Source organism: Flavobacterium sp. IC2-16, assembly GCF_055521455.1.
Genome location: NZ_CM145480.1, coordinates 898,883 through 916,938, shown reverse-complemented (window position 1 = coordinate 916,938; position 18,056 = coordinate 898,883). Strand labels below are relative to the sequence as shown.

Annotated in this window: 9 protein-coding genes; 6 read left to right on the top strand and 3 right to left on the bottom strand. The window is 33.9% G+C overall.

All coding sequences use genetic code 11. The features are described from left to right. Nucleotides 1-101 precede the first annotated feature (101 nt). The 4 genes from ACZ1JT_RS04080 (at nt 102) to ACZ1JT_RS04065 (ending at nt 5,011) form a co-directional block, all read left to right on the top strand. On the top strand, nt 102-836 hold the full coding sequence (locus ACZ1JT_RS04080) for a type III pantothenate kinase (protein WP_465094886.1): 735 nt from the start codon (nt 102-104) through the stop codon (nt 834-836). Continuing rightward, complete coding sequence (locus ACZ1JT_RS04075) at nt 829-2,067, top strand: hypothetical protein (protein WP_465094885.1); 1,239 nt, start codon at nt 829-831, stop codon at nt 2,065-2,067. Before ACZ1JT_RS04080 ends, ACZ1JT_RS04075 begins: the two co-directional genes overlap by 8 nt. 6 nt (nt 2,068-2,073) lie before the next feature. After that, nucleotides 2,074-2,631: an LPS export ABC transporter periplasmic protein LptC gene (gene lptC / locus ACZ1JT_RS04070; protein WP_465094884.1), complete on the top strand. Its 558-nt coding sequence runs from the start codon at nt 2,074-2,076 to the stop codon at nt 2,629-2,631. Nucleotides 2,632-2,905: 274 nt separating this feature from the next. Continuing rightward, a complete protein-coding gene (locus ACZ1JT_RS04065; RefSeq protein WP_465094883.1) occupies nt 2,906-5,011 on the top strand; it encodes a peptidylprolyl isomerase in 2,106 nt (701 codons plus the stop codon). Nucleotides 5,012-5,063: 52 nt separating this feature from the next. Here ACZ1JT_RS04065 and ACZ1JT_RS04060 read toward each other — a convergent pair whose 3' ends face one another. From ACZ1JT_RS04060 to ACZ1JT_RS04050, 3 genes are read right to left on the bottom strand one after another with little or no spacing between them, the layout of a single operon-like run. After that, the gene (locus ACZ1JT_RS04060) at nt 5,064-5,978 is read right to left on the bottom strand and encodes a GYDIA family GHMP kinase (protein WP_465094882.1); all 915 of its coding nucleotides are present in this window, start codon (nt 5,976-5,978) and stop codon (nt 5,064-5,066) included. Nucleotides 5,979-5,980: 2 nt separating this feature from the next. Continuing rightward, nucleotides 5,981-7,297 carry a hydroxymethylglutaryl-CoA reductase, degradative gene (locus ACZ1JT_RS04055; protein ID WP_465094881.1) on the bottom strand — a complete coding sequence of 439 codons (1,317 nt, stop codon included), beginning with the start codon at nt 7,295-7,297 and terminating at the stop codon, nt 5,981-5,983. A 55-nt stretch (nt 7,298-7,352) separates the two neighbouring features. Then, the gene (locus tag ACZ1JT_RS04050) at nt 7,353-13,871 is read right to left on the bottom strand and encodes a PAS domain S-box protein (protein WP_465094880.1); all 6,519 of its coding nucleotides are present in this window, start codon (nt 13,869-13,871) and stop codon (nt 7,353-7,355) included. A 223-nt stretch (nt 13,872-14,094) separates the two neighbouring features. Here ACZ1JT_RS04050 and ACZ1JT_RS04045 point away from each other — a divergent pair, with 223 nt between their 5' ends. Both ACZ1JT_RS04045 and ACZ1JT_RS04040 read left to right on the top strand, forming a co-directional pair. Further along, the gene (locus ACZ1JT_RS04045) at nt 14,095-16,266 is read left to right on the top strand and encodes a S9 family peptidase (protein ID WP_465094879.1); all 2,172 of its coding nucleotides are present in this window, start codon (nt 14,095-14,097) and stop codon (nt 16,264-16,266) included. Between the two features lie 26 nt (nt 16,267-16,292). Next, nucleotides 16,293-18,011, top strand: coding sequence for a peptide MFS transporter (locus tag ACZ1JT_RS04040; RefSeq protein WP_465094878.1), 1,719 nt, complete (start codon nt 16,293-16,295; stop codon nt 18,009-18,011). Nucleotides 18,012-18,056 lie beyond the last annotated feature (45 nt).

Genomic DNA, 18,056 nt, shown 5'->3' with positions numbered 1-18,056 from the left:
GCTTGTTGATTGCGGGTGCAAATATAGAACCATTTTTCATTTATGCAAAACAAATTTTTAAAAAAATCAATTTGTATCTTTGTTTGCTCAAATGATAAAATATGCTTTTAGCAGTTGATGTAGGAAATACAAGAATTAAAGTAGCTGTTTTTGAGAAAGATAGTCTTTTGTATAAAGATGTTTTTTTAAAAGAGGAAGCCGAAAAAAAAATTGAAAATATTTTTAAAAAATTTCCAAATCTTGAAAATTCTGTGTTTTCTTCGGTAGGGAAGTTGCCGGACAGCGCAATTAAAATTCTTCAGGACAATTCCAATCTTACTATAATCAGTGCGGAAAATCAATTTCCGTTTGAAAATAAATACAAAACCCCAAAAACCTTAGGCGTAGACCGTATGGTGTTGGCATCTGGAGCTGTGTTAAGTTTTCCAAAACAAAACCGCTTAATTATTGATGCGGGTACTTGTATTACATACGATTTTGTAGATGAAAATGATGTTTATAAAGGCGGTGCTATTTCGCCAGGCTTAAAATTACGCTACGAAGCACTCCATAATTATACTGCTAAATTACCGTTACTGTCACTGGAACAACCTGAAACCTATATCGGTGGTTCGACCAATGAATCCATTCATTCTGGAGTGGTAAACGGAGTTTTGGGAGAAATTGAAGGTTTTATGAATCGATATCGTGAAGATTATCAACATTTAACAGTAATTTTAACAGGCGGCGACACGGAAATTTTGGCTGAAAACATAAAAAACACCATATTTGCCAATCCAAATTTTCTCTTGGAAAGTTTGAGTCATTTACACAATTATATCAAGAACAATGATTAAAAAGATAATCTTAGGAATTAGTATACTTTTTTCAGCCACAATTTTAGCGCAAGAAGGAACAGCTTCACCATATTCGTATTATGGTTTAGGTGATGTTAAGTTTAATGGAACCATCGAAAATAAATCGATGGGTGGTTTGGGAGTTATGGTAGATAGCGCTAAAGTAAATCTTCAAAATCCTGCAACTTATTCTTTTTTAAAGTTTACAACATTAACTGTTGGAGGGACAAACAGTCAAGTTAATTTTAAAACCGATTCTCAAGATGAAAAAGCTCAACGAACTACTTTAGATTATTTAGCAGTTGGTGTTCCAATGGGTAAATTAGGAATGGCTTTTGGATTAATGCCGTATTCGTCGGTTGGATATAAAATCAGCAAGCAAGTTACGGATGCTGATCCGAGATTTCAAAGTTACAAAGGTCAAGGAGGGGTCAACAAAGTTTTTGTTGGTGCTTCATATAAAGTAACACCAAAATTCTCAGTAGGCTTAGATGCAAAATATCATTTTGGACGTGTAGAAACCGAAGCAATTGCGTTCTTTCCCGATGTTACTTTAGGTGCAAGAACCCGAAATGAATCACGTTACAGTGGTTTTTCATCAACATTAGCAGCTTATTATCGTACAAAGCTTAACAATAAATTCGATTGGCAAAGTAGTTTTACTTTTTCACCGGAAGCTAAATTGTCCTCAGATAATACTAGAAATGTTGCTGCAGTTGCCTACACACGTCAAGGCATTGAAATTATTTCGCAACAGCAAGATGTTGTTGTTCCAGATACTAAAGTTACAATTCCAACTCATTTTACTCTTGGTACCTCAATTGGACACATAAAAAAATGGATGGTTGGAACAGAATTATTACTTCAAGCAAAAAATAGCGATCAGACTACTGCTGGTTACGAATTCAAAAGTGCTTCCAGATTTTCATTAGGAGGGTATTATATACCAAAATACAACTCGTTTTCAAGCTATTTTGACCGTATGACCTATCGTGCAGGGTATAAGTTTGAAGATACAGGGTTGGTTGTAAATGGTAAAAACATCGTTTCTAACAGTGCTACATTAGGTTTCGGATTTCCAGTAGGAACTACAATTTCGAGTATTAACTTAGGGTTGGAGTATGGAAAAAGAGGGACAACAAGTAACGGATTAATCCAGGAAAACTTCTTTAATTTCAGTGTTGGGTTATCTTTTAGTGATCGTTGGTTTATCAAAACAAAATACGACTAATACCACTTGAAAAAAGTAGTTGGAAATAGTGTTTTTATTTTAGCTTCAGTTTTTGGGCTGATGCTTCTTTTTGGCTGTGAAAGTCATTTGAAAGAAGTTCAAAAAATCAATGCTACTTCTTTCGTGCCCACCGGCGAAGCAGATAGTGTGAATCTGAAATACACCGATAACGGAAGGGTAAAAGCTATATTGGTAAGTCCTAAATTACTGGATTATTCTAATCTTAAGTATCCTTTTACCGAGTTTCCAAAAGGGGTTCATGTTACTTTGTATGATGAATCAAACAAAAAAAGCTATGTGGTTTCCGATTATGCAATTACCTATGCCAAAACCGATATTATCGATTTGCAAGGACATGTGAAAATTACTTCCGATGATGGAAAGGTGTTGGAAACCGATCAGCTCTACTACGATCAAAAAAATGAATGGTTTTTTACCGAAAAGTACTTTAAATATACCGATCATGCAGGAGGTTATCTAGAAGGTCCTGGCGTTGATTTTAGTAAAGATTTTAAAATTTTCAACATGCAAAACAGCCAAGGACAGGTTACTAAAATTGATTAAGTATGAATATTTTGAAATATACACATTACGTTTACCTTATACTGGCAATTCTTTTTTTAGCAGATGGAATTGACCGACTTCTAAACCATGAAAATGCAATTTTAAGTTTCCTTTTTGCAGGCTTAGCTGTGTTTATGTTTTTCTTTCGTAGAAAATTTATCAATAGGATGCATAAATAATTGAGAATTGAGGTTAAAAAACTTCGTTCTACTATTTTATTATTAAACAGATAATTGTATTTTCGCCCTCTGAATAAAAATTTTAACTAAATAAAATGGCAGTTTTATCAAAAATTAGACAGCGTTCAATATTACTGATTGGAGTAATTGGCTTTTGTTTATTAGCATTCGTTATTGGCGATGTTATACAAAACGGAGGTTTCACAAGAACTTCAAGAACTGTAGGAAGTGTAAATGGAGAGGATATTTTGGCTCAGGAATTCCTTCAGAAAGTTTCCAATACCGAGAAAAACGGACAAGGTATTAGCGCTACTCAAGCAGCAAATTCTGTTTGGGAACAAGAAGTAAAGCAAATTCTTTTAAATGCAGAGTTTGACAAAGTAGGTTTGAAAATTGGAAAAGACCAATTGGTGAACATCATGAAGCAAAATCCAAACTTTGCTCAAAACCCTCAATTTTTGAATGCTGCTGGTGTTTTTGACGTGAACAAATTCAACGAGTTTTTAAATACACTTAAAAATTCTGATTCTGAGCGTTGGAATCAATGGTTGAAAGATGAGAAAAACATCGAAAACTATGCTTTAGAGCAAATGTATTACACCATGATTAAATCTGGTTTAGGAGCAACTAAATCAGAAGGAAGAATGGCGTACGAAAAAGAAAACAATAAAGTTGATTTCGATTATGTTGCTTTAGCATATACTACAATCAATGATGATCAAGTAAAAGTTTCAGACGAGGAACTTATGGATTATATGAAAAAGCATCCAAAGAAATACAAGTCTGAAAATTCTAGAAGTATCGAATTTGTATTCTTTGAAAACAAACCTTCTGCTGAAGATGAGGCAGCTATGAAATCTACTATAGATGGTTTATTAACTGGTGGAGCTGTTTATAATGAGCAAACTGGAAAAACAGATACGCTTCCTGGTTTTAAAAATGCTACTAACGTAGAGGATTTTGTAAACGCAAATTCGGATGTGAAATACGACTCTACTTATATTGCAAAAAAAGATTTACCATTAGAAAATCAAGAGCAATTGTTTACGTTACCTCAAGGTGAAGTATTTGGCCCATATACACATGATGGATATTACTGTATATCAAGAATGATGGGTAGAAAAGCAAATGCTACTGCTAAAGTAAGTCATATTCTTATTGCATATGATGGAAGTCAAACCCCTAATATGACAGTTAAGAGAACAAAAGAAGAAGCTCAAGCGAAAGCAAACGAATTGTTAGCTCAAGCTCAAGCTAATCCAGGAATGTTCCCGATGTTGGCTATGGCAAATTCGGATGATACTGGTTCAAAACAAAATGGTGGATCATACGATAATGTAACGCCTGGTCAAATGGTTAAAGCTTTTGATGCGTTCTTGTTTAACAATCCAGTTGGAAAAATTGGAGTAGTTGAAACAGAATTTGGTTTCCACGTAATTAAAGTAGATGACAAATACGATGCAGTTCGTTTGGCTACAATTGCTAGAAAGATAGAGCCATCTGAAGCTACTGCTGATAGAATTTATACTGCTGCTGCTAAATTTGAAGCAGATGCAAATGATAAAGATTTTGACAAAGTTGCTGAGGAAATGAAATTAACTCCAACTCCAGCTACAGTTAAAGCTACTGATGAGTTTTTACCATCTGTAGGAAATCAAAGAGCAATTGTTTCTTGGGCTTTCAATAAAAAAACTAACGAAGGCGATGTTAAGAAATTCGATAACCTTCAAGGTCATATCGTAGCTCGTGTAAAATCAAGCAACGAAACTGGATTAATGTCTATCGAAGAAGCTAAAAATGTTGTGGCTCCAATTCTTATGAATCAGAAGAAAGCTGCTTTAATTCATGCTAAAATGACTGGATCAACTTTAGAAGCTGTTTCTACAAGTTCTAAAGCTTCTATCATGAATGCTAACGGAATTTCAATTGCTAATCCAGTGGTTCCTTCAATGGGTGCTGAGCCTAAAGTTGTTGGTAAAGCATTTAGTTTAGCAGCTGGAAAAACATCACAATTAATTGATGGTGAAATGGGTGTATATATTATTAGAACTAAAAATGTTGCGAAAGCTCCAGCATTACCTAATTATGCAGCTTACATCACGAAATTAAAATCTCAAAGTCAAGGTTCTGTTTACGGAACGGTATTGAATGCATTGAAAAATGCAGCAACTATTAAAGATAATAGAGTTGAATTTCAATAGTATCTTATAGATAATACAATAAAAAAGGCATTCTAATTAGAGAATGCCTTTTTTATTTAATCATATCGTCATAACGAAGTATGGTGGAGTATCCTTTTTCTTTAAAATAAGCCTCAGGATTTTCAGAGCAAACTACCAATATAAAATCCCCTCCCCAAGCGCCTAAACTTTTTATAGTACCATGGAAGTCGTTGAAAAATTGTTCTTTGATGGTTTTAGTGCCTAGTATTTGACTCATTAATTTTTCATGTTCTTTCAATGATTCTGAAAAATTAACGATTGACTTCGTGTTTAGTATAGTATTGTTAATCGTATCAATTTGTGCAATGTAGTCTAAAACTGTTGTCTTCTTTTCAGAATAATGCGCAATAGCATTTCTACTGTTTTGTTTCTGATTCAAATAAACAAAATAAAGATTGTCCTTAAAATCTGGAGAGAACGTCACGGGTGTTACTATAGGTGTTTGAGCTTCAATTTTATACAAAATAGGAGTGTTATGCTGTGCACAAGCAATATCATAACCACTGCCGCCAAAACTGTTTTTTAATAATGAATAAGCATCAATAGCTAGCCATTGTGCAATATTGTTTATTAAAGTAGAAGAAGTTCCTAATCCCCAAAGTCTCGGGAAGGTAAGCTCTGTAGTTACAGCATATCCATCTGATGAAGTAATAAATAAAGGATTTGAATTATAGCCTTCATGTAAAATTTCAATAAGAGTATTCTTTAGGTTTGAATTTTCAGGATTTGTGTTTTTCTGAATAATATCGGTAAAATCGATGTCATCGGTATACCAAATGGAACCATCTGAATCATAACTGGTCCAGGAAATAGTTTTGTTTTTACCAGCATCCACATGAAGATATTGCCCAAATTTTGTAGGTAACGCTAAAGCAGTAGCGCCATCCAAAACCAAATATTCTCCGGTTAGTAAAAGTTTTCCATTGCTGTAAAACGTTTGTTTCACTTTTATTTTCTTAGATTTTCCAAGTATTCTACTACGGCAGAATGTGATATGGTGTTATTTTCAAAATGCTGAGCCACTGCTTTTCTTTCGCTTTCGCTAGCATTAAACTGATTGAGAATATTCATCAAATGCATTTTCATATGCCCTTGTTGAATTCCCGTAGTTGTTAACGAGCGTAAAGCTGCAAAATTTTGTGCCAATCCCGCAACAGCAACAACTTGCATTAGTTCTTTAGCCGAAGGATTCCCAAGCATTTCAAGCGACATTTTCACCAGTGGATGCAATGAGGTTAATCCGCCAACAGTTCCCATTGCTAAAGGGATTTCCATCCAAAACGTAAATATTCCGTTTTCAACTTTAGCATGTGATAAGCTGCTGTATTTTCCGTTTCGTGATGCATATGCATGAACACCCGCTTCTACAGCTCTAAAATCGTTACCGGTAGCTATTACTACAGCATCAATACCGTTCATAATTCCTTTGTTGTGGGTAACGGCCCTGTAAGGTTCTATTTCGGCTATTTGAACGGCACGAACAAATTTCTCAGCAAATTCTTCTTGTGAAATATTTTTTTCTTCTTTCAGTTCCGAAACGGGGCAAGAAACCTCTGCACGAACAATACAGTTAGGGACATAGTTGGAGAGAATACTCATTACTACCTGAATATTCTTCTCACTTTCGGTGAACGAATGGTATTGTAAAGCTTCTTCTTTTAGTGTTTTGGCAAATTGCTCAAGACATGAATTGATGAAATTAGCTCCCATACTGTCCATGGTTTCAAAAGTAGCATGCAGCTGGTAGTAATTTTCTAATTCGTTGGTTTTGTCTTTTAATTCAATGTTTAAAATTCCACCACCTCTTTTTTGCATATTTTTAGTGATGCTTTCGGTAGCGGTGTAAAATGTGGGTTTTATAGCCGCAATAAATGTTTCAAGTTTCTGCGAATCACCTGAAAAAATAAAATGAACTTGACCAATTTTTTCAGTATTGAGAACCGTTGCTTTAAATCCGCCACGATTACTCCAAAATTTAGCGGCCTTTGAAGCTGCTGCAACTACAGAACTTTCTTCAATTGCCATTGGGATGGTGTAACTTTTTCCGTTGATTACAAAGTTGGGTGCGACACCAAGGGGCAAATAAAAATTAGAAAGCGTATTTTCAATGAATTCGTCATGCAACTTTTGAAGTGCTGTATCGGAATTCCAATATTTTTTTATAAGTTTTTGTACTTCATCTGGGTTTGAAAAATGGGTGTTGGCAATCCATTGGATTTTTTCATCTTTCGACATTTTAGAGAAACCCGCAACTGCTTTCGTCATGTTGTACTACTGTGAATTATTTTGGCAAAGATAGACTTTCCTTAGAAATGGACAATTAACTACTAAGTGTGCTTCCCCATTTTAACAGACATTCTCGCAATGATTCTTTATTGATAGGTTTCGAAATGTAATCGTTCATGCCAATTTTTTTGCAATATTCTTCATCGTCTTTAATGATACCTGCAGTTAGGGCGATGATTACACAATCCTGATCTTCTTCGCGGATAGCAATCGTAGCTTCATAACCATTCATGACTGGCATTTGGATGTCCATTAAAATAATGTCCGGTTTATTCTTTTTGTATTCTTCAACGGCTTCTTCACCATTGGTTGCTGTAAACAAAATTACATTTGGATATATTTTCTCAATTAGTGTTTTAGAAAGCAACATGTTTATTTTATTGTCTTCTACAATTAAAACCTTAACTTCTTTGTCAAATTTTACTTTCTCGTCTGTTAGTTCTGCAACAATTGGTTTAGCCAAATCTGGATTATTCAGTTCAGTTAAAATTTGTTGCAGTATGTGTATTTTTATTGGTTTTACAATTGGTTTTACAATTGCATTTTTAGGATAATCGATGTTGCCTGTATTCGAATTTTGCATCAAAATAATCGGCTTATCGAATTTAGCAAGTTCTTCAAGGCCTTCGTTTCCAACCAGCTCATAATCCACTATGAAAAGTTCTGCTTTAGCATTGAATTTATAAGCGTTTTGATAGTTTTTATTGCAAACCGAATTTATTTTAAAGAAGTTTAGCATACGTTGTACTACTTCAATATTGCTTTTATTGTCTTCAATTAGCAGAATGTCTTTGATTGTGTTGTTTTCAACTTCTTTTAAAGAACCACAATGTGATGCTCTAAATTCTAAGTCGAAGAAGAAAATTGTTCCACCTTCAGGACGATCTTCTATTTGAAGTTTACTGTTCATGAGTTGCAATAAACTATCACTAATAGGAATTCCTAATCCGGTTCCGCCATATTTACGGGTTGTGGAATTGTCCTCTTGCGAGAAAGGCTCGAATATACGACGGCGGTTTTCTGGTTTGATACCAATTCCGGTATCTTTAACCAAGAACTTCATTTTAGATTTTTGGTCGTTAATTTCTTGGAACTGAACTTCTAATTCAATTTCCCCGGTTGGTGTAAACTTAATTGCATTGGATAATAAGTTTACCAAAATTTGTTTGATTCGAATTTCATCAACCCAAATTAAACAAGGAATATCTTCCGGTATATTGACAATTAAATCTAGTTTTTTCTCGTGAGCGGAATATTTTACCATGTCGATGACCTGATTTACAATGTCATGTAAATTGGTTTTTGTTACATCTAGCTCTAATTTTCCCGCTTCAATTTTTGATAAATCTAGAATGTCATTTACAATTTCCAAAAGGGCGTCTGCCGATTGGTTGACTGTAATAGTATATTGTTCTTGTACAGAAGTAAGGTCACTTTTTAATAAAAGGTTGGTAAAACCAATGATTCCGTTTAATGGTGTTCGGATTTCGTGACTCATGTTGGCTAAAAACTGAGTTTTAGCGTTGCTGGCTGCTTCGGCAACTTGTTTTGCTTTTAAGGCTTCTTCTACCTTTTTTCTTTCCGTAACATCAATTACAACACCTTCTATATAGCGGTTGTCTTTTTCAATGGTAATGGTTTCACCGTACTCTTCAATCCAAATAACTTCTCCATTTTTTCGGATAAGTCGGCAGGTCACATGGAACGGTTTTGCAGCTTTAATTGCATTTTCAATTTCTCGGCATACCGATTCTTTTTCTTCAGGATGGTATAAATCGGTTAAGGATATATTTCCATCAAAGAAGTCTTCTTTTCGATAGCCGGTTAGGGTTTCAATTTCATTGTTTAAAAATACTTTGGTTCTGTCTGCATTATATTTTACCAAATATACAGCCGCAGGAATATTGTCGGCTAATAATCGGAATTTCTCTTCATTTTCTTTGATTACTTTTTCACTGTGAATTCGTTCAATCGTGGCTGCAATATTGTTAGTGTAAGTTTGTAAAATATTCACTTCGTCGCTGGTCCATTCACGAGCAGTTGTGCAATCGTCAAACCCAATAAATCCATAGAAAACGTCTTTTATGAACATTGGTAGGATAAGTATGGATAACACATTTTGCTCCTCTAGAATGGATTTAAAGTTGCCTACAGGAATATCTTTAACTACCGACTTGTATGGTTTATTGGTAATGATAACCTTCATGAAATCGGAATAGGTTTCATGAGAGATGTTTTGCAGGCGAGGATTATCTATTTCTTTTAGTTCGTCAGTGCTGGCCCATTCAAAACGCTGACTCATTAAATTGGTTTCGGTATCGTTTTCAAAATAATATACACGACTTACCTTTGTTGCAGTTCCAATTTTTTTGAGTGATTCGTTGAAAACTTCATTCAAATCTGAACTTTGAAGTAACTTGTCTGTAGTTTGTGCAATCGAGTTTAGAATTTCACTTTTATAGATAATCTGTTCTTCTGTTTTTTTACGTTTTATGGTTTCGATGGCAAGCGCAATGATATCGGAAACTGTTCTGGAAAAATTGATTTCATCGGATGTCCAATAATGAATGATGTCGGTGTTTTCAAGACAAATAACACCTTTCATTTCTCCAGAAACATAAATTGGAAAATCAAGCAAAGATTTGATGTTAAACACGTTGAAATAGGTTTCATTGAACTCGTATGTGTCCGGATGTAAAAGTGCTTCAGAAGCGACTACAAAAGGCTTGGTTTCGATGGCGTTAAAATAACTTGGATAGTCTTTTTTCGTAATAGTAACTCCGGTTTCAAAAACATCATCAATTTCATCATACAACCAAGATAGTTCAAGGCTGTCATCTTTTTTGAACCATAAACTAGAACGGCTAATATCTAAAGCAATGGCGGCTTGTTTGATAAGGTGCTTAATAAGTTCGTCTTGATTTTCGAATTTTAAGAAATTTAAAGTCGATAATTCGTTAACAACATTATTTAATGTTTTCGATTTTTCTAAACGAATGTTTTCTTCAATCTCAATATTTTTCAAAGAAGTAATATCACGAACAATGGAAGAATATCCTACTATATTTCCATCTTCGCCTTTTTTGATAGTTACTTTTTGAGAAACCCACATTTCTTCGCCATTTTTTTTGAGAATTGGGAATTCTAAGATATCAAAATCACTACCGTTGCCTTTGTAGTTTAAGTAGTATTCGGTTACACTTTCAATGTATTCGGGTTTAATTAAACTGGTAAAATGTTTGCCAAGAATTTCTTCGATTTTAAAACCTAGTGCTTTTTCGGTAAACTGATTCACAAAAATGAAGTATCCAAATTTGTCGATTTCAAAAATAATATCGGAAGCAAACTGTACTAAGTTTCGGTATTGCTCTTCTACTAAAATTTTAGGTGTAATGTCTTGGCCATTAGCAACAAAAAGGTTGTCGTTGTACTTTTGGTCTGTCCATTGTATGTATTTGTATTCCCCGTTTTTACATTTTAATTTTCGTACATAAACTGTATCGGCTTCGTAAATGGTGTTATAGTCAACTTCTTTAAAATCGGCATCTTGGGTAAGTTTCCAAAAATTTTCACCCATTACTTCATCGGGAGTGTATCCTAGAATTTTTTCAATAGATTTTCCGCAGAAGGTTAGTTTTCCAAATTTGTCAGTTGCTATGGTAATGGAATTCGAATTGTTAATTATGCTATTGGAAAACATAATTTTATCGTTCGAATTTAGAATGGCAATTCTTCGGGCATAATTAATAACCAAAACAATAAACGAGGTATTAATTAGGGTGATTATTTGTTTGGTTTCCGATGGAATGTTGAAAAGCAGAATTATTAATACGGAAAGCAATGAAACTACAAAAATCAAATAGTGTTTAACGCGTTTGAAAACACTATATGAGAAAAACAGAATTAATAAAAATTCTGTAAATGTTATCATGTCAAAAGGCTCTGTGGCGATTTTGTGGGTAACAATGATAGAATAGGTAGCAATGAAAATCACAAATATTTTTGAAAGTGATTTTCGAATCAAATTTGGTTTGCTTGAAAGATAGTGTACAACAAAGCAAAATATTCCAATGATTAAATTAGACAGTAAATCGAAGCTGCTTCTTTTAATGAAAAATAAATTGACAACTTCAGTTAATGGAAAAACTATACCTAGGAAGAAGAAATAGGTTCGTAATTCTTCCGTATTATCATTGTTGTCTTGAAAATTTCGAATGAAATCTTTGTTGTACGTAGAGGCTTTATCAATAATTAACTTGGTAAATATTGCAATAAAGAAAAATACCGTGAGTAAAAACCACCAAGTGTAGTAAAAAGGTGTAGCAATTGAAAAAGAATAGCTAACTGGTTCTCCAATTTTATTGCCTAATTTGTCTACCATTTTAACCTCGAAAACATAATCTCCGTGGTCTAAATTGGAATAGGTAACTTCTCTTGTTTTACGTGGAGCAGACCATTTGGTGTCAACTCCTTTAAGGTAATAGGTATAGTAAACTTCGGAATCGTTTTTATAGTTTATGGCGCCAAAACTGAATGTAAGTTGGTTTTCTTTATCACTAAACACATAGTTCTGTTTTGGAACATTAAACCAATAATTGGATGTGGCTTTTTCAACAGCCCAGTTTCGACTTTGATTGAAAACATCAACATTGGTGATTTTTAATTCGGCTTGTGTTTTGCTTTTAGGTCTGTAGTGCGTTATTAATTTGTATAATCCTTTTGGTGTTCCAAAAAACAAATTGCCAAGTTCATCAGTCGTTTGGGCTCTTGTGTTCGTTTCTAATCCTTTAAAACCATTATTGTGGTCGTAATTATAAATGTTGTTGATCTTTCCGTCTTTTGTGATGTTTATTTTGTCAATACCCAGATTACTTCCAATATAAATGTTACCATTTTTGTCGGCGGAAAGCGTGTAAATGAAGTTGGAGGTAAGTCCGTTTCTAGTAGTGAATTTTTTTATTGTTGTCCCACTTATATAATGCAACGAGTTAGAACCTGCAAACCAATAATTGCCAAAGCTGTCTTTGCATGACGTTGTTACGGTTTTTGTAACCAATGGAGCAGAAACTCTAAATGATTTTTCAAGACTGTCCGTAAGTTTAAAAATACCTTTGTTGGTTCCTATATACCATTCATTCTGATTGATTTGCTCCAGACTTGTAACGTTGCCAATGGTTAAACTAGCATCTTTCTTTTTTATAAAGGCAAGTTGTTTGAAATTGGAATCGGTGATTAAAACACCTTCAGAAGTAGCAATAAAATATCGACCGAGTGAATCTTGTTTTAGTAAATTTATGAGAAGCTTTTCTGGGAGAATGGAATTTATAGGTGTTGGTATTAATTTTTTTTCTGTTACCCAATAAATGCCATTTCCGGAAGCTGCTAAAACTTCTTTTTTATGATTTAAGAACAAACATGTGGCTCCTTTGTTGTTCAGGTGTTTGTATTTTAGCTCTAATTCATATTCCTCTCCGTCTTCAAAATAATAGATGCCACTGTTCAAAATCCCAGCATATAATCCTTTTTCGGTTGTTAGGACAGAGAATATGTAGGGAGATTTTAGCTCTTCAATGTTGGAATAGTTGTAGAAATTTTGAGAACTTGTTCTAAAAAGCCCAGTACCATAGGTTCCAATATACATTTGGCCAGCTTTATCCTGGAACATGCAAAGCACATTTTCACCATTAAAGCCATTAGTTTCATTAATAAAACTAGTGTAACCTTTCATGTACATGGCAAGTCCTTGATTTTTCTCGCCTGCCATCCAAATAAAACCACTTCTTCCTTTTAACATTTTTGTAATGGAGAAAGGGTTGTTGTCTAAAGTGATTTTATCGATTAGTGATAATGATGTGTGAAGAGCTGTATTGGCAGTAGCTTTGTATAATTCACCTTTTGAATTCCCTATGATGAATTCGTTTTCCGAAGAAGAAATTAGGCAATTATAACCGTTTAGTTTGTCTTCATGTAATGGTATTATTTTATTGTTTTGAATTTTTAAAACGCCATTTTGTGTTCCCGCATAGATGTTTGAAAAACCGTCTTTGAATACCGAATTGATTTTAATATTTGGCAAATCAAATTGAACAATTATTTCGATTGTGTAGTCTTTTTTTAATAAAAAAACTTCTTTGTCGGTGAAACAATATGTCCCTTTGGGTGTGGATAGTAACTTTTGAGTGTATTCACCTTTGATAACCGAGTTGTTTCTGTCAAACTGATGCGTGAATTCCAAACCATTGTAAACAAGTAAACCGCTATACTTTGTTGATACTATAATGTTGTTGTTGCAATCTTCAACGATATCGTTTACATAAAACCCTTCAGAATCTTTATATTTATTAAAGACTTTAAAGTTTTTACCGTCATAACGAACAAGTCCAGCGCCATCTGTACCAAGCCAAATAAGACTTCTGCTATCTTGAATGATTTGATTGATGGTAGAGGAAGGCAAGCCCGAACTTTGATCCAATATTTCATAATTGAAAACTTGGCCAATTAGGCTTTGGGTATAAAAAAGTACTAGTAAAAAATAAGTAAATTTTTTAATCATAAAATGAAATGTAGGGACCTTATGTTTGCCAACTAATAAATATAACAATTTAACAAACAATTATTAAATTCTGCTCTTTTATTTTAAAAATATATCGATAAAATGTAAAAATCGCCGATGTTTTGCATGGCTTCGTAAAGTGTGGTTTTTGCTTTTAACAATTTAATTTACGGTCATTTGATTTTTTTTCACTAAAATTGGGGGTTTTTTTATCATCAATCTTATGAAAAATACTTTAAAATGTTTCTTTTTGCTATTGCTAACATCAGTAACTGCAGTAGCACAACAAAAAATAAACCTAGAAGAAATTTGGGGTGGGGCTTTCAGAACACAGGGTATGACTGCTTTGGAGGCTATGAAAAATACCAATCAGTATACGGTATTAAATTATGACCGGGCTACTAAATCATCTCAAATAGATTTGTATGATTTTGCGACTTTAGAGAAAGTAGCTACTTTAATCGATTCTAAAAATTATAAAGAATTAGAAGGAATCAACAGTTATACATTCAGTAAAGACGAAAAGAAAATTTTAATCGCAAACAACTCCGATCAGATCTTCAGACATTCGTTTGTTGCCGATTATTTCGTTTTCGACATTGCTTCAAAAACATTGGTAAAATTAGCCGATTATAAAGTGCAAGAGCCAACTTTTTCACCAGACGGTTCGAAAGTAGCTTACGGGTACCAAAATAATTTATTCGTTTATGATATTGCAACCAAACAACACCGTCAAATAACTACTGATGGAAAGAAAAATGCAATCATTAACGGAATTACCGATTGGGTGTACGAAGAAGAATTTGCTTTTGTTCGTGCGTTCGACTGGAATGCTGCCGGAGACAAAATTGCCTTCATTCGTTTTGATGAAAGCAATGTTCCTGAATTTTCAATGGATATGTACAACCAAGGACTTTATCCAACTCAAGAAGTTTTTAAATACCCTAAAGCCGGTGAAAAAAACTCGGATGTTTCATTGCACATTTATAATGTAAAAACTGCGGCAACGCAAAAAGTTAATCTGGATAAGTATACCGATTTTTACATTGCAAGAATTCAGTGGACTAATGAAGCAAATACCTTGAGCGCACAGGTTTTAAATCGTCATCAAGACAACTTAGATTTGCTTTTTATTGATGGAAACTCAGCAGCTACACGTGTCGTTTTAAATGAAAAAGACAAAGCTTATGTTGACGTAACCGATAATCTTACTTTTTTGAAAGACAATAGTTTTATTTGGACATCGGAAAAAGACGGCTTCAATAATATCTACCATTACGACAAAAACGGTAAGCTGAAAAATCAAATTACCAAAGGAAAATGGGAAGTAACCTCATATTACGGTTTCGATGAAAAAGCAGGAATGGTTTATTTTCAATCTACCGAAAACGGCTCAATTAATCGTGATGTATATAGTATTAAGTTAAACGGAAGTGCTAAAAAACGTTTGTCATCACAAACAGGAACTAATGGCGCTACGTTTAGTCCGAATTTTCAATATTTCATCAATTCGTTTTCAAGTGCTAAAAATGCACCAAAATATACCTTGCATGAAACAAAATCTGGAAAATTAATTAAGACTATCGTTTCTAATGAAGCTTTAGAATCTAAATTGGCTAAATACGATTTGCCTTCTAAGGAGTTTTTCGAATTAACAACAGAAAAAGGACATAAATTAAACGCTTGGATGATTAAACCAAAAGATTTCGATGCATCTAAAAAATATCCGGTTTTTATGTATCAATATTCAGGTCCAGGCTCTCAGCAAGTAGATAACAACTGGAACGGAGCGGATGATTATTGGTTTATGATGTTGGCGCAACAAGGTTATATTGTAGCCTGTGTAGATGGTCGAGGTACTGGTTTTAAAGGTGCCGAATTCAAAAAATGTACTCAAAAAGAATTAGGAAAATTTGAAGTTGAAGATCAAATAGACGCTGCAAAAGTCCTTGGAAATTATTCGTATGTAGATAAATCTAGAATCGGTATCTTTGGCTGGTCTTTTGGAGGATTTATGGCTTCAAACTGTATTTTTCAAGGAGCGGATGTATTCAAAACAGCCATTGCTGTAGCACCGGTTACAAGCTGGAGATATTACGATAGTATTTATACTGAGCGCTATATGCAAACACCACAGGAAAATGCAAGTGGATATGATAACAATTCTCCAATTAACCATGTAAGTAAGTTGAAAGGGAATTTCCTTTTAATTCATGGTACGGCAGATGATAATGTACATGTACAAAATTCTATGAAAATGATTGAAGCGCTGGTTCAAGCCAACAAGCAATTTGAATGGGCAATTTATCCGGATAAAAATCATGGAATTTATGGTGGGAAAACCCGCTTACAATTGTACACTAAAATGACGAATTTCATTAAAGAGAAACTATAATAAATTAAATCAAACTAAAACTAAAAATGAACGAAACTACAGCTAAACAAGGACACCCGAAAGGACTTTGGGTACTATTCGGAACCGAAATGTGGGAACGTTTCAACTTCTACGGAATGCGAGCGATTCTTACATTGTTTATGGTAAATTCACTATTAATTAAAGAAGCCGATGCAGCCATTATTTATGGTGGATTCTTAGCATTGTGTTATTTAACACCACTTTTAGGAGGATTTATTTCAGATAAATATATCGGTAACCGATACAGTATCATGATGGGTGGTACTTTGATGGCTATTGGTCAGTTCTTGTTATTTATAAGTGCATCTACTTTTGATGGTAATATTGGAACAGCAAAACTATTCATGTGGATTGCTTTATTCATTATCATCTTTGGTAACGGATTTTTTAAACCAAATATTTCTTCCATGGTGGGAAGTTTGTATCCAAAACAAGATAAAGATAAATTGGATTCTGCTTTTACCATTTTCTATATGGGAATCAATATTGGAGCATTTTTAGGACAATTCATTTGCCCATACGTTGGAGATGTTAAAGATGTTGCTACAGGGGTGAGAGATATTCATGCATTTAAATGGGGATTCTTAGCGGCTTCAATTGCAATGGTAATTGGAACTATTACGTTTTTTATACTTAAAAATAAATATGTAGTTACGCCAGAAGGTCGTCCAATTGGCGGGCTTCCAAAACATAACGACAGTAATGATTTTGAAGAAGGTGAAACGCAAACAGCTCATTTCTCAGGAAAATCAATTGGAATTGCTACAGTAATTTTTGGTATGTTGTTTTTTGTGTTCCGTTATTTGTTGGTAGGAGAGTTTGGTTTTTCTTCTGTCGAAATGGGGCAATTAATCAAAGGACTTATTTATCCGTTTATTTATTCGGCAGGTATTGCATTGGCCTACTTAATCTTAAGTTCTGCTGAAAACAAAATAGAAAGACAAAGAATTTGGGTAATTTATATTGTATCCTTTTTTATTATTTTCTTCTGGGCCGCTTTTGAACAAGCAGGTTCGTCGTTAACTTTCATTGCAGATAATCAAACCGATAGAAATATCTTTGGTTGGAACATGCCGCCTTCAATGGTTCAAATTTTCAATGGAATATTTGTAGTTATGATGGCATTACCATTCAGTTTGTTGTGGGATAAACTAAGAGCAAAAGGTAAAGAGCCAGTATCGCCAATGAAACAGGCAATAGGTCTTGCATTAATTGCGTTGAGTTACTTTATCATAGCACACAATGTGAAAGATTTAGGGAATTCTGGATTATTAGCCATTAAATGGTTAATGTTATTATATTTCATCCAAACTTTAGGAGAATTGTGTTTATCACCAATCGGATTATCATTGGTTGGTAAATTAGCGCCAAAACGTTTTGCTTCGTTATTATATGGAGTATTCTTTATATCTAATGCTGCAGGTTATGCGTTGGCGGGATCACTAGGAGCTATTATACCGGCAACTGGTGATAAATTTGAGAAAGCTCAAAAACTTGGTGTGAATTTACAGGAGGTTTTAGATAAAAAAGTTACTCTAACTGCAGAGCAAATCGCATTGTTTGAAAAAGAACAGTTACCAATGTCAAATACTTCATTTGCTGGATTCGAAATTCACAATTTATATGAATTCTTTATGGTGTTCGTTGTGTTGTGTGGTATTGCAGCTATTATTTTGGCATTGTTATCACCAAAATTGAAAAAAATGATGAACGGAATCAGTTAATTCAATTCCAAATTATTTTTATATCTTTCAGTCCCGCTAAGGCGG